The following is a 13600-nucleotide window of genomic DNA, read 5'->3' as shown; positions in this document are numbered from 1 at the left end:
CGCCATGGCAACCCCCCCAACCCTCTCCGTCGTGATTCCGATGTACAACGAGCAGGAGGTTCTCCCACTCCTGATCGAGCGGCTGCGCCCGGTGCTGGACGGTGCCGAGATCTCGTACGAGGTCGTCGCGGTCGACGACGGCAGCGCCGACGCGACCGGAGCCATGCTCATCCAGGCGGCGCGGCTGTGGCCGGGCCTGCGCGTCGTCCGGCTGCGGCGCAACAGCGGGCACCAGGCGGCGCTGACCGCCGGGCTGCACCGCTCGCGTGGGCGGTACGTCGCCAGCATCGACGCCGACCTGCAGGACCCGCCGGAGAAGATCCTGGAGATGCTGGACCTGGCGCGGGCCAACGGCCTGGACATCGTGTACGGCGTACGCGACGACCGCACGACCGACAGCTTCTTCAAGCGGCACACCGCCCAGCTCTACTACCGGGTGATGCGGCGGCTGGTCGGCAAGAAGATCCCGCACAACGCCGGTGACTTCCGGCTGCTGAGCCGGGCGGCGGTGGACGCGCTGAAGTCGATGCCGGAGCACCAGCCGGTGTACCGGCTGCTGGTGCCGTGGCTGGGCTTCCCCAGCGGCGAGGTGACCTACCGGCGTGACGTGCGCGCGGCGGGCAGCACCAAATACCCGCTCAGCAAGATGATCAAGCTGGCGATCGACAGCGTCACCAACTTCTCGGCCGCGCCACTGCGCCTGGCGACCTGGTCGGGTCTGCTCAGCTTCCTGGCCTGCCTCGGGCTGGGCATCTACAGCATCGTGCAGCACTCCCGGGGCGACACGGTCAGCGGCTGGACGTCGCTGTTCACCGCGGTCCTGTTCATCGGCGGCCTGCAACTGCTGTGCCTGGGCCTGCTCGGCGAGTACCTCGGGCGACTGTACGCCGAGGTCAAGGGCCGCCCGATGTACATCGTCGGCTACGACTCGGCGATGCACGTGCCGCCCCAGGAGCACACTGCGGCGCACGCCACGGAGCCCGCCGACGAGTCCGACGGCGATCGGCTGACCGGGATCGCGGCCCACTGATCCGGCCCTGACGCGACGCGGCGGGTGTGCTCCGAGGAGCACACCCGCCGCTTTCGTCGGTGGCCGTTACAGGTACTGGCCGGTGTTGCTGACGGTGTCGATCGAGCGCCCGGACTCGGTGCCCTTGCCGCCGGAGACCAGCGTGCGGATGTACACGATCCGCTCGCCCTTCTTGCCGGAGATGCGGGCCCAGTCGTCGGGGTTGGTGGTGTTGGGGAGGTCCTCGTTCTCGCGGAACTCGTCCAGGCAGGCGTCGAGCAGGTGCTGCAGGCGCAGCCCCTTCTTGCCCGAGGACAGGAACTCCTTGATCGCCATCTTCTTGCCGCGGTCGACGATGTTCTGGATCATCGCGCCGGAGTTGAAGTCCTTGAAGTACAGGACCTCCTTGTCACCGTTTGCGTAGGTGACCTCCAGGAAGCGGTTCTCCTCGGTCTCGGAGTACATCCGCAGCACCACCGAGTTGATCATCGCGTGCACGCACGCCTCGGCGTTGCCACCGTGCTCGGCCAGGTCGTCCGGGGACAACGGCAGGCCGGTCAGGATGTACTTGCTGAAGATGTCCTTGGCCGCCTCGGCGTCGGGCCGCTCGATCTTGATCTTCACATCGAGGCGGCCCGGCCGCAGGATGGCCGGGTCGATCATGTCCTCGCGGTTGGAGGCGCCGATGATGATGACGTTCTCCAGGCCCTCCACGCCGTCGATCTCGCTCAGCAGCTGCGGGACGATGGTGTTCTCCACGTCCGAGGAGACGCCGGAGCCGCGAGTACGGAAGATCGAGTCCATCTCGTCGAAGAACACGATCACCGGCGTACCCTCGGAAGCCTTCTCCCGAGCTCGCTGGAAGATCAGCCGGATGTGCCGCTCGGTCTCGCCGACGTACTTGTTGAGCAGCTCCGGGCCCTTGATGTTGAGGAAGTAGCTGGTCTTCTTCTCCTCGCCGCGGCGCTCGGCGATCTTCTTGGCCAGCGAGTTGGCCACCGCCTTGGCGATGAGGGTCTTGCCGCAGCCGGGCGGGCCGTAGAGCAGCACACCCTTCGGGGGGCGCAGGTGGTGCTCGCGGAACAGGTCCGCGTGCAGGAAGGGCAGCTCCACGGCGTCGCGGATCTGCTCGATCTGGTGCACCAGGCCGCCGATGTCGGTGTAGTCGACGTCGGGCACCTCCTCCAGCACGAGGTCCTCGACCTCGCTCTTGGGGATGCGCTCGTACGCGTACGCCGACCGGGGCTCGATCATGAGCGAGTCGCCGGACCGCAGCGTGCTGGCGATCAGGCCCTCGGCCAGGAACACGATCCGCTCCTCGTCGGCGTGCGAGATGACCAGAGCACGGTCACCCCCGTCGAGGATCTCCTTGAGCATGACGACCTCGCCGACCCGCTCGAAGCCGAGCGCGTCGACGATGTTGAGGGCGTCGTTGAGCAGGACCTCCTGCCCACGCTGCAGGGCGTCGACGTCCAGCGACGGCGACACGGCCACCCGCAGCTTGCGCCCGCCGGTGAAGACGTCCACCGTGCCGTCTTCATGCCGGGACAGGAAGACACCGTAACCGCTCGGCGGCTGCGCCAGGCGGTCGATCTCCTCCTTGAGCGTCACGATCTGGGCGCGCGCTTCCTTGAGCGTGGCCACCAGTCGTTCGTTGTTCTCGGTCAGCCGGGCCAGCTGTGCCTGAGTCGCGGCGAGCCGCTCCTCCAGCTGACGTACATGCCGCGGACTCTCGCTCAGCTTTCGCCGCAACAGGGCGAGCTCCTCTTGCAGGAACGCGACCTGAGTGGAGAGATCGTTGGCTTCCTTCTCCCACCGCGCGGCGCGCGCATCCGCGTCGTCGCTCTTTGCCACGTCCCACCTCCCCGGGGGTGTCCTCCTGTCGGTCCCACCTCGATCGGGCCGACATCAAGGGTGCTCCTAACACTAGCGGCTGATCGCCCCAGTTGAACCCTCCCGACACCCGCGTACCCGAAGAAGCTGATCGAGAATTCCTCTCGGCCGGGCCCTGCCGGGCGGTGCGGAGCGGCGGCGCGCTAGGGTCGGGGACGTGACAGAGCTGCGGGTGCGGGTGGATCAGGATCTGTGCACGGGCGACGGCCTGTGCGTGCAGTACGCCCCCGAGGTTTTCGAGTTCGACGTCGACGGCCTGGCCTACGTGAAGGGCGAGGACGGTGAGCTGCGGATGTCGCCCGGTGAGACGGTGGCGATCCCGGCCCACCTGCGCCTGGAGGTCATCGACGCGGCCAACGAGTGCCCCGGCGAGTGCATCCACATCCAGCACACCTCCGACTCGGAACCGCTGAGCGAGGACGAGCGCAACGCGCTGCGCTGAGCCTGTCGCTGTCCGCTATCAGCTTAATACGGCAAAGGCCCCGACCCGGCAGGAACCGGGCAGCGGGGCCTTTTTCGTACCGTCTTTTGGTGGTGCCGTCAGAGCATCGGTCGACCGGCCAGCGAGGCGATCAACTGAGCGAACTCCTCCAGCCGGGTGATCTGGCCGGAGCCGCCGTCCTCCAGCGTCTTGCCGAAGCGCAGCGCGTCCTGCCGCACCACGTGGTGCGGGTCGTCCAGCGGGTGCCCGTTGGACGACTCATCCAGCGAGCTGAGCAACAGGTACACGTCGACGCTGTCGACGCGCAGGTGCCCGGCGGTGGTCCGGCTGAGCCGCCGCCGGCAGCCCACCTCCGTGATCACCGACAGCGGCACCACCCGCAGCGAGGAGACCATCGAGCCGGGCGGGCCGTCACCGGGCGCCACGTCCTCGCCGTGCCACAGCAGCAGCCGCGATCCGTCGCAGACCACCACCTCCTGCCACACCCCGTTGTACTCGTTGACGAAGCGCTCCAGGGTGAAGCCGAGCACCTGGGTGCCTCGCAGGACGCCCTCCAGGGCCTCCAGCGCCACCTCGGGGTCGCGCAGGTAGGCGCGCGCCGCCGAGTCCAGGTCGGGGTAGGGCGACCAGTCGGGGAAGACCGACCCGGGCACGATCACTCCTCGTTTTCGCGCACCGGCGTGTCCTCGCCGGCGCTGGCGGCGGTGGTGGCGGCAGAGCGGCGCAGCTCGTAGGCCTCGCGCCCCTTGCTGGGCTTGCGGCGGCGCGGCGGGGCGGTCACCCCGGGGGCGAGTTTGCGGGCGCGCACCAGGAACGCGGTGTGCGCGATCATGCGGTGGTCGGGGCGGACGGCCAGGCCGTCGGCGTGCCAGTCGCGCACCAGTGACTCCCAGGCCAGCGGCTCGGTGAAGCCGCGCTCGCGCAGCGCCTCGACCAGCTCCGACAGCTGCGGGGTGGTGGCCACGTACCCGATGAACACCCCGCCGGGCAGCAGGGCGCGCTCGACCATGTCGAGGGCCTCCCACGGGGTGAGCATGTCCAGGATGATCCGGTCGAAGCCGGTTTCGGCGTTGTCGGCGACGTCGCCGACGTGCAGGTGCCACGACGGCATCGACGGGCTCGCGGGCTTGCCGTCGGCGGCCCAGGTGGTGCCGAACCACGCCTGGACGTTCTTGCGGGCCACCGCGGCGAAGTCGTCGCGCAGCTCGTAGGACCACAGCTCGCCCTCGGGCCCGACCGCCCGCAGCAGCGAGCACGACAGCGCGCCGGACCCGACGCCCGCCTCCAGCACCTTCGCACCCGGGAAGACGTCGCCCATGGCCACGATCTGCGCCGCGTCCTTCGGGTAGATCACCTGCGCGCCACGCGGCATGGACAGCACGTAGTCGGCCAGCAGCGGCCGCAGCGCCAGGTAGGCGGTGTTGCCGGTAGAGTGCACCACGCTGCCGTCGGGGCGTCCGATCAGGTCGTCGTGAGCCAGGATGCCGCGGTGGGTGTGGAACGCCTTGCCGGGCTCCAGCACGATGGTGTGCATCCGGTTCTTCGGGTCGGTGAGCTGCACGCGGTCGCCCGCGGTGAAGTTGCCGCGCCGTACGGTCGGCATCGGATCGGTCATCGCCTCATATCCCTGTCTGCTTCGCGGGCGCGGCCTTCAGCGTGGCCGGATCGAGCACCTGCACCACGTCCATGGCGGTGAGCACGCCCACCACATCTTCCCCGTTGACCACGAGGTAGGGCGCAGCCGGGTCCCCGCGCAGGAGCTTGATCACGTCGGCGCCGCGGGCGGAGGCCGGGATGCGGGCCACGGCGGCGATGTCGCGGGCGACGGTCTCCACCGTCACCCAGGGGCGGCGGGCGGGCGGCACCGCCGCGGCCGCGTCCGGCACCACCAGCGCGATCAGGCGGCCGTCCGGATCGGTGACGCCGAGCAGCGCCGCGGCCCGGCCGTCGGCGTCGGCGCGGCGGTCGGCCTCGGCCAGCGAGGTGCCCGCCGGGACGGCGTAGAGCGGCTTGGCCAGCGCGGTCGGATCGACCAGGGGATAGCGGCGACGGACCCGGGCGGTGAGCACGGCCCCGGCCGCGCCCTGCCAGATGCTGTACGCCACGAACAGGCCGAACAGCAGGCCCCACCAGGTGTACCAGCCGGTGCCGTAGAGCAGCGCGGCGATCAGGGCGGTGGCCACCGCCACCACCCGGCCGGACCAGCCCGCCACCAGCAGCCCGGCGTCACGGTCGCCGCGCACCGCCCAGACCAGCGCCCGCAGCGCCCGGCCGCCGTCCAGCGGCCAGCCGGGCAGCGCGTTGTAGACCGCCACGATCAGGTTGCAGACGGCGAGCTGGAACGCGATCTGGTCGGCCACGGTGCCGTCGGGCAGCACGATCGCCGCAGCGACGGAGGCGACACCGACCAGTGCCGAGACCACCGGACCGGCGATCGCTGTCGTGAACTCGACGCCGGCGCGGGGCGAGTCGTGCTCGAACTCGGTGTAGCCGCCGAGCAGGTCCAGCGTGATGCCCTTGACGCCGATGCCGTGGCGGCGGGCGGTCACCGCGTGGCCGAGCTCGTGCAGCAGCACCGACAGCAGCAGGCAGGCGACGAAACCGAGTCCGGCCAGGAAGCGGGCAGGGCCGTGCAGGTCGAGGCGCTCGCCGATCACCTCGCCGTACCAGAAGGTGATCACGACTGCCATGAGCAGCCACGATCCGCTCAGGCGGAGCGGGAACCCGAACACCCGCCCGATCTGGAAACCGGAGCGCCGCTGCTCGGGCGGCCCGGACTGGGGTGTCGGCTCGGTCACGGCGTCGTCTCCATCGTGACCATGCTATGCCGTGCCGTCCGCATCGCGCCGGTTGTGCCGTGCGGGACAGGTCGTACCACTGTCCTAACCTGTGGGCTATGACCGAGCAGCCGGTGTCGGAGACGACCACGCCCCGCCCCCTTCCGTCGCTGTCCCCCTCCCGAGCCGCCGACTTCAAGACCTGCCCCCTGCTCTACCGCTTCCGCAGCATCGACCGCATCCCCGAGCAGCCCACCGCCGAGCAGGCGCGGGGCACCCTGGTGCACGCCGTGCTGGAGAAGCTGTTCGACTCCCCGGCCGCGGACCGGACCCGGGCCGTCGCCGACGAGCTGGTCACCCCGCAGTGGGAGCGGCTGGTCGGCGAGCAGCCGGAGCTGGCCGAGCTGTTCGACGACGGCGAGCGGACCCGCGAGGAGTTCCTGGCCTCGGCGCAGGAGCTGCTGGGCGGCTACTTCGCGGTGGAGGACCCGCGTCGGCTGGAGCCCGCCGAGCGGGAGACCCTGATCGAGGCCGTGCTGGGCGCCGAGGGCGAGGAGCAGCTGCTCATCCGGGGCTACATCGACCGGCTGGACGTGGCGCCGGGCGGGCAGCTGCGGGTGGTCGACTACAAGACCGGCGGCTCGCCCCGGGAGGCGTTCGAGTCGCGGGCGCTGTTCCAGCTCAAGTTCTACGCGCTGGTGCTGTGGCGCACCCGCGGCACGGTGCCGAAGGTGCTGCGGCTGATGTACCTCAAGGACGCCGAGATCTGCGACTACACCCCCGACGCCGACGAACTGACCCGCTTCGAGCGCACCCTGTTCGCGCTGTATCAGGCGATCGAGGCGGCGACCAGGGCGCAGGAGTTCCGGCCCAAGCCGAGCAAGCTGTGCGGCTGGTGCGCCCACAAGTCCCGGTGCCCCGAGTTCGGCGGGACGCTGCCGCCGTTCCCGCAGCAGGTCACGGCGGCGACCATCGACGCGCGCCAACGTCGCCTTGAGGGCACCAGGTAGCCTCGCCGGGTGCCCCTCCCCTCCCACCTGCTGATTTCCGCCGACAGCGCGCGACGCTGGTTCAAGTCCGCCTGGTGGACACCGCTGCGCGTCGACACGGCGCTGGCGGCCGGGCTGTTCGCCGCCCAGGTGCTGCTCATGCGGGCCGAGCCGGCCTGGAGCGGGCACACCGGCGGCTGGTTGACCCTGTGGACCGCGGTGACGCTGCTGCCGGTGGTGCTGCGCCGCCGCTGGCTGTGGGGCGCGGTCGGGTTCCTGCTGCTGACCCTGGTGGCGGGCTGGGTCGAGCCGCTGGTGTGGACCGGGCAGGGCGTCACCCTGTGGGTGCTGGCGTACACGCTGGCGGCGTACGAGCGCTGGTGGCGCGCGATCGCGGGCAGCGCGCTGCTGTGGGCCGCCAACGACCTGGTCTTCGTGTACGCCCACGGGGCGGGTTACCTGGACGACAAAGCCGGCGGCGAGCTGATCTCGCTGTCGGCCGGGCTGGTCGTGAACGGGGTCGCGATGGTGATCACGTTCCTGATCGGACGCACCGTGCGGGCCCGGCGGGAGGCGTCGGCGGCGCTGGCCGAGCGGGCCCTGGCCGCCGAGGCGGGCCGGCAGGCCCACGCCGAGCAGGCCGTCGCCGAGGAGCGTCGCCGGATCGCGCGGGAGCTGCACGACGTGGTGGCCCATCACGTCAGCGTGATCGGGGTGATGTCGACGGCGGCGCGGCGGATGCTGCACCGCGACCCGGCCGCCGCCGACGAGGCGCTGGCCACCATCGAGCAGACCAGCCGGAGCACCCTGCGGGAGCTGCGCCGGCTGCTGTTCGTGCTGCGGGCCGAGGGTGCCCTCGAACCCGACCCCGGGCTGACCCCGCAGCCGGGGCTGGCCGGGCTGCCGCTGCTGGTCGAGCAGGTGTGTGAGGCGGGGCTGCCGACCGCGCTGCGGACCGACGGGCTGCCCGAGGACCTGGATCCGGGGGTGGGACTGACGGCGTACCGGATCGTGCAGGAGGCGCTGACCAACGCGCTCAAGCACGCCGGGCCGTGCCGGGCCGAGGTCAGGCTGACCGCGGACGGTTGCCGTCTCACGATCGAAGTGTTCGACACGGGTCGCGGGCCGCGCACGCGTACCCTCACCGCAGACGGGATCGCGGCGCCGGGGCACGGCCTGCTCGGCATGCGCGAGCGGGTCGCCGTGTACGGCGGCCACCTGCGCACCGGCCCCCGCCCCGGCGGCGGGTTCCGGGTGTACGCGGTGATCCCACTGGAGCAGATCGGCCCCGCCCTGGCGGCGGCCCTCGACACGGGCGTGGAGGTGCCGCGGTGAAGCCCATCCGGGTGCTGCTCGCCGACGACCAGCCGCTGTTGCGCAGCGGGTTCCGGATGGTGCTGGGCGCCGAGAGCGACCTCGACATCGTCGGTGAGGCCGCCGACGGCGCGGAGGCCGTCGACCTGGCCCGGCGGCTGCTGCCGGACGTGGTGCTGATGGACGTGCGGATGCCGCGCCGCGACGGGGTGGCCGCCACCCGCGACATCGTGGCGGCGAAGCTGCCGGTGCGGGTGCTGATCCTGACCACGTTCGACCTCGACGACTACGTGGTCGGCGCGCTGCGGGCCGGGGCCAGCGGGTTCCTGGCCAAGGACGTGCCCGCCGAGGAGTTGGTCGCGGCGATCCGGACGGTGGCGGCGGGCGAGGCGGTGGTGGCGCCGCGCATCCTGCGGCGGCTGCTGGACCGGTTCGCCGACCTGCTGCCCGACCCGGAGGTGACCGTGCCGGACGCGCTGGCGTCGCTGACCGAGCGCGAGCGGGAGGTGCTGGTGCAGGTGGCCCGGGGGCTGTCCAACGCCGAGATCGCCAAGGTGCTGACGGTCAGCGAGACCACGGTGAAGACACATGTCGGGCACCTGCTGACCAAGCTGGGGCTGCGCGACCGGGTGCAGGCGGTGGTGCTGGCGTACGAGACGGGTCTGGTGCGCCCGGGGTCGCGCACGCCGTAGCGGGAGGAGGCCGACTCGTCCTTCAGGAGGAGACGGCCCCGGCCAAGACCGTGCTGGAGTCGGAGGGTGGACGGCAGCGCCACTGACAGCCTGTGGGGCATGACTTCACCCCTGACCGAACGGACCGCCGGGGCCGCTGCCGCCGCGGTCGACCTGTGGAAGGTGTACGGCTCCGGCGAGGCCCAGGTCGTGGCGCTACGCGGCGTCAACTGCGCACTGGAGCGCGGCCGCTTCACGGCGATCATGGGCCCGTCCGGCTCCGGCAAGTCCACCCTGATGCACTGCCTGGCCGGGCTGGACAGCGTGACCCGCGGGCAGGTGTCCATCGGCGAGACGGTGGTGACCGGCCTGTCCGACGCGGGCCTGACCAGGCTGCGCCGCGACAAGGTCGGCTTCATCTTCCAGCAGTTCAACCTGCTGCCGACCCTGTCCGCCGAGGAGAACATCCTGCTGCCGCTGGCCATCGCCGGACGCAAACCCGACCCGACCTGGTACGACACCGTCATCGACACCGTCGGCCTGCGCGACCGCCTCAAGCACCGCCCCAGCCAACTCTCCGGCGGCCAACAGCAGCGCGTCGCCTGCGCCCGCGCCCTCGTCGCCCGCCCCGAGGTCATCTTCGCCGACGAACCGACCGGCAACCTCGACAGCCGCTCCGGCGCCGAGGTCCTCACCTTCCTGCGCCGCAGCGTCACCGAGTACGGCCAGACGATCATCATGGTGACCCACGACGCCAACGCGGCCTCGTACGCCGACCGCGTGATCTTCCTCGCCGACGGCGCGATCGTCGACGAGCTGACCACGCCGACCGCCGACGCGGTGCTGGACCGGATCAAGCGCCTGGACACGGCCGTCACGACCGCCGGAGCCACCGAATGATCAGGGCAAGCCTGCGCGGGCTGCTGCAGCGCAAGCTGCGCCTGTCGCTCGCCGTCTTCGCGATCGTGCTGTCGGTCGGCTTCCTGTCGGCGATCCTGGTGCTGTCAGGCACCCTGAACGCCCAGTTCAGCACCCTGTTCAGCACGATCAACCAGAACGTGGCGGTGCAGGTCCAGGCCGACGAGCCCGGTCCCCGGGCGCCCAGACTGACCGCCGAGCAGGTGCGGGAACTGGCCGCCACCGACGGGGTCAGCGCCTCGTCGCCCAAGGTCAGCGCCGAGGGCGTGGTGCCGTACCGGGCCACCGACGACACCCCGGTCAGCACTGATCTGGCGCTGGGCTTCGGCGTCGACGGCAAGGACGATCCGCTCGGCCTGGTGGCGCTGCGCGAGGGCGCCTGGCCCGTCGCCGCCGACGAGGTCGCGATCAGCGCGCACACCGCCGAGCAGGCCAAGGTCAAGCGCGGCGACCAGCTCAAGGTCTACCTGCCGGTGCTCAATGAGCCGCGCACGTTCCGGGTGGTCGGCGTCGTCGGGATCGCCGGGGGTCGCGACTCGCTCGCGGGCGAGACGATGGTCCTGTTCCAGGAGGCGTTCGCCCAGCAGACCTTCTACGGCCAGACCGGGGTGTACGCGGGCGTGTCGTTCGCGGCCGCCGACGGGGTGAGCCAGCAGCAGCTGCGCGACCGGATCCGGGCCAAGCTGCCGAGCGGCTTCACCGCCAAGACCGCCGACGAGGTCAACGACGAGCAGGCGAAGGCGGTCGGCAGCCGGTTCGACTTCTTCACCTACATCCTGGTCGGGTTCGCGGTGCTCGCGGGCCTGGTCGGCATCTTCCTGATCTACAACACCTTCAACATCATCGTGGCGCAGCGCACCCGCGAGCTGGCGCTGCTGCGCGCGCTGGGCGCGGGCTGGGGCCAGGTCGCCGCGTCGGTGCTGCTGGAGGCGCTGGTCGTCAGCGCGGTCGGGGCCACCCTGGGCCTGGGCGTCGGCATCGGGCTGGGCTACTGGGGCGAGTCGGCGCTGGCCGCGCGGATCCAGATGGACCCGGTGCCGGTGGTGGTGTCGCCGCTGACGGTGCTGCTGGCGTACGCGTTGGGCATCGTGGTGACGATGGTCGCCGCGTTCATCCCGGCGATTCGCGCCTCGTCGGTGCCGCCGGTGGCGGCCATGCGCGACCTGTCCCGTCCGGACAAGTCACTGCTGGGCCTGTCCCTCACCGGCGCGGCGTTCGCGCTGCCCGGGGCCGGGCTGGTGCTGCTGGGCGCGCTGGCCGACCTTGGCGGGGCCGGGTTCCTGGTGCTGCTGGGCGGGGCAGTACTGCTCCTGCTCGGCTCGCTGCTGCTGGCGCCGCTGCTGGCCCGGCCGGTGATCCGGGCGCTCGGGTTCGTGCTGGGCCGGGGCGAGGCGGGCAAACTCGGCGTACGCAACGCGCTGCGCAACCCGCGCCGTACCGCCGTCACCGCCGTCGCGCTGACCGTCGGCGTGATGATGGTCGGCACCGCCGCGACGGTCGTCGAGTCGTTCAAGAGCAGCCTGCGCGACACCCTGGGCGAGAGCGTCGGCGTCGAGGTGCTGATCCAGTCGCAGCTCAACGCCGCGCCCGACGGCACCCAGGGCTTCGACCCCAAGGCCCTCGACCGGGTCCGGGCCATCCCGGGCGTCAAGGACGCCTCGGCCTGGCACTTCGACGCCGTGGATGTCGCCGTCGCCGGGCAGCCGCAGTTCGTCTTCGCCACCGACGTGGCCCAGGCGGCGCGGATGTTCTCGATGAAGGCCGTCTCCGGCGACCTGCGCGCCCTCGGCGCCCAGGAGCTGGTGCTCGACGAGAACACCGCCAAGGCGCTGGGCCTGGCAGCGGGCGAACAGACGAGGGTGCGGCTCGGGCCGGTGGAGCGGCAGTACACGGTCGTGGCCGTGTACGAGACCAGCCCGCTGGTCTCGGGCATCCTGGTCGGCCCGCCCGCGGTGGCCGACTTCAACGGCCCCCTGGCGTTCCAGGGCCTGGTCTCGCTGAGCGAGGGCGTCGATGCGGGACCGGTCGTCACCCAGGTCGAGCAGATCATGAAGGACTACCCCGGCGTACGCGTCGGCGACCGCCAGTCCTACATCGAGGAGTCCACCTCGCAACTCGACGGCCTGCTCATCGGCATCCAACTCCTGCTGGTCGTGTCCCTGGTCATCGCCGCGCTGGGCATCCTCAACACGCTGATGCTCAGCGTCACCGAGCGCACCCGCGAACTCGGCCTGGTCCGCGCGATCGGACTCAGCCGCGGCGGGGTGGTCGCGACGGTCACCGTGGAGTCGATCCTGATGGCCGTCTTCGGGGTCGCCCTGGGGTTGGCTCTCGGGGTCGGCATCGGGGCCGCGCTGACCCAGGCGCTGATCCGGATCAAGTTCGCCACGGCGATCACGATCCCGTGGACCCAGCTGGTGGCGTACCTGGTCGTCGCGGTGCTCGCGGGCGTGGTGGCGGCGATTCTGCCCGCGCGGCGGGCGGCGCGGTTGAACGTGCTGGAGGCCATCGCCTACGAGTAGGAGTTGCTCGCCGCCTGCGCGGCTCGCAAGTAGGAAGGGCCCCTCCGTCGGCTCGCGTCAGCGAGACGAGCAGTTCCTCGGCTCGCAATGCGAGGTGGCAGGGGGCCCTTCCCAACGCCCGGCACGCGCCGGGTGCCGGGGCGTCGGGGTTGGCCCTGAGGGGCGGGTGGGGGTCCACCCCGGGCGGATGACCCGGGCACGGTCACCCTGCGGGCCGAGGTTCGGGCACCCGCGTGGCCCGACGATGAGTACACCGGCCGGCCGGGTGCTCCCGCCTTAAGCGCCCCGCCGGTCGGTCCAATTCATCCGGCCAAGGGAATGATCACTCATGACCACAGCAGCCCCGCCCCTGTCGCGCCAGCGCGCCGAGACCGCCGCCGCCCGAGCGGCCGGAGTCTGGAAGGTGTACGGCTCCGGCGAGGCCCAGGTCGTGGCCCTGCGTGACGTCGACGTCGAGCTCGAACGCGGCCGCTTCACCGCGATCATGGGCCCGTCCGGCTCCGGCAAGTCCACCCTGATGCACTGCCTGGCCGGGCTCGATTCGGTCACCCGCGGCCAGATCCACGTCGGCGACACCCAGCTCACCGGCCTGTCCGACGCCGGGCTGACGAAACTGCGCCGCGACAAGGTCGGCTTCATCTTCCAGCAGTTCAACCTGCTGCCGACCCTGTCCGCCGAGGAGAACATCCTGCTGCCGCTGGCCATCGCCGGACGCAAACCCGACCCGACCTGGTACGACACCGTCATCGACACCGTCGGCCTGCGCGACCGCCTCAAGCACCGCCCCAGCCAACTCTCCGGCGGCCAACAGCAGCGCGTCGCCTGCGCCCGCGCCCTCGTCGCCCGCCCCGAGGTCATCTTCGCCGACGAACCGACCGGCAACCTCGACAGCCGCTCCGGCGCCGAGGTCCTCACCTTCCTGCGCCGCAGCGTCACCGAGTACGGCCAGACGATCATCATGGTGACCCACGACGCCAACGCGGCCTCGTACGCCGACCGCGTGATCTTCCTCGCCGACGGCGCGATCGTCGACGAGCTGACCACGCCGACCGCCGACGCGGTGCT

At 71.5% G+C, this 13600-nt stretch carries 12 protein-coding genes; 8 read left to right on the top strand and 4 right to left on the bottom strand.

Going from position 1 to position 13600, the window contains the following annotated elements:
• Window positions 1-4 precede the first annotated feature (4 nt).
• Window positions 5-1030: a glycosyltransferase family 2 protein gene (locus tag KUA19_RS22590; protein WP_217398669.1), complete on the top strand. Its 1026-nt coding sequence runs from the start codon at window positions 5-7 to the stop codon at window positions 1028-1030.
• Between the two features lie 66 nt (window positions 1031-1096).
• On the opposite strand, the gene arc is transcribed toward KUA19_RS22590, so the two are convergent.
• A complete protein-coding gene (gene arc, locus KUA19_RS22585) occupies window positions 1097-2863 on the bottom strand; it encodes a proteasome ATPase (RefSeq protein ID WP_217398667.1) in 1767 nt (588 codons plus the stop codon).
• 196 nt (window positions 2864-3059) lie between these two features.
• On the opposite strand from arc, the gene KUA19_RS22580 reads away from it, so the two are divergent.
• The gene (locus KUA19_RS22580; RefSeq protein WP_217398665.1) at window positions 3060-3344 is read left to right on the top strand and encodes a ferredoxin; all 285 of its coding nucleotides are present in this window, start codon (window positions 3060-3062) and stop codon (window positions 3342-3344) included.
• A gap of 98 nt (window positions 3345-3442) precedes the next feature.
• Here the strand turns inward: KUA19_RS22580 and KUA19_RS22575 are convergent, their stop codons facing one another.
• From KUA19_RS22575 to KUA19_RS22565, 3 genes are read right to left on the bottom strand one after another with little or no spacing between them, the layout of a single operon-like run.
• Complete coding sequence (locus tag KUA19_RS22575; RefSeq protein WP_217398663.1) at window positions 3443-3997, bottom strand: hypothetical protein; 555 nt, start codon at window positions 3995-3997, stop codon at window positions 3443-3445.
• Between the two features lie 2 nt (window positions 3998-3999).
• Window positions 4000-4959 (bottom strand): tRNA (adenine-N1)-methyltransferase, encoded by a 960-nt coding sequence (locus tag KUA19_RS22570; protein WP_217398661.1) that lies wholly within the window; start codon window positions 4957-4959, stop codon window positions 4000-4002.
• A gap of 4 nt (window positions 4960-4963) precedes the next feature.
• Window positions 4964-6142 carry a M50 family metallopeptidase gene (locus tag KUA19_RS22565; RefSeq protein WP_308167580.1) on the bottom strand — a complete coding sequence of 393 codons (1179 nt, stop codon included), beginning with the start codon at window positions 6140-6142 and terminating at the stop codon, window positions 4964-4966.
• 98 nt (window positions 6143-6240) lie between these two features.
• Between KUA19_RS22565 and KUA19_RS22560 the strand changes: the two genes are divergently transcribed.
• From KUA19_RS22560 to KUA19_RS22535, 6 genes are all read left to right on the top strand, one after another.
• On the top strand, window positions 6241-7131 hold the full coding sequence (locus tag KUA19_RS22560) for a RecB family exonuclease (RefSeq protein ID WP_217398659.1): 891 nt from the start codon (window positions 6241-6243) through the stop codon (window positions 7129-7131).
• A 9-nt stretch (window positions 7132-7140) separates the two neighbouring features.
• Window positions 7141-8445 (top strand): sensor histidine kinase, encoded by a 1305-nt coding sequence (locus KUA19_RS43010; RefSeq protein WP_308167579.1) that lies wholly within the window; start codon window positions 7141-7143, stop codon window positions 8443-8445.
• On the top strand, window positions 8442-9116 hold the full coding sequence (locus tag KUA19_RS22550) for a response regulator (RefSeq protein ID WP_308167578.1): 675 nt from the start codon (window positions 8442-8444) through the stop codon (window positions 9114-9116). The genes KUA19_RS43010 and KUA19_RS22550 overlap by 4 nt, the downstream gene beginning before the upstream one ends.
• Window positions 9117-9215: 99 nt before the next feature.
• Window positions 9216-9995, top strand: a complete 780-nt coding sequence (locus KUA19_RS22545) for an ABC transporter ATP-binding protein (protein WP_217398657.1) — start codon at window positions 9216-9218, stop codon at window positions 9993-9995.
• Window positions 9992-12535, top strand: a complete 2544-nt coding sequence (locus KUA19_RS22540; protein ID WP_217398655.1) for an ABC transporter permease — start codon at window positions 9992-9994, stop codon at window positions 12533-12535. The genes KUA19_RS22545 and KUA19_RS22540 overlap by 4 nt, the downstream gene beginning before the upstream one ends.
• A gap of 328 nt (window positions 12536-12863) precedes the next feature.
• Window positions 12864-13600: ABC transporter ATP-binding protein (locus KUA19_RS22535; protein WP_217398653.1), on the top strand; the 737-nt coding region annotated here is incomplete at its 3' end.

The organism is Catellatospora tritici (assembly GCF_019083965.1).
Classification (GTDB): domain Bacteria; phylum Actinomycetota; class Actinomycetes; order Mycobacteriales; family Micromonosporaceae; genus Catellatospora; species Catellatospora tritici.
The sequence above is the reverse complement of the archived record's forward strand: the minus strand, read 5'-3'. Positions and strand labels throughout refer to the sequence as shown.

Bases quoted from the DNA above. Each gene is read 5' to 3' on its own strand.
- KUA19_RS22590 (WP_217398669.1), top strand. From the start codon at position 5: ATGGCAACCCCCCCAACCCTCTCCGTCGTGATTCCGATGTACAACGAG.
- KUA19_RS22570 (WP_217398661.1), bottom strand. From the start codon at position 4,959: ATGACCGATCCGATGCCGACCGTACGGCGCGGCAACTTCACCGCGGGC.
- KUA19_RS22560 (WP_217398659.1), top strand. From the start codon at position 6,241: ATGACCGAGCAGCCGGTGTCGGAGACGACCACGCCCCGCCCCCTTCCG.
- KUA19_RS22545 (WP_217398657.1), top strand. From the start codon at position 9,216: ATGACTTCACCCCTGACCGAACGGACCGCCGGGGCCGCTGCCGCCGCG.
- KUA19_RS22540 (WP_217398655.1), top strand. From the start codon at position 9,992: ATGATCAGGGCAAGCCTGCGCGGGCTGCTGCAGCGCAAGCTGCGCCTG.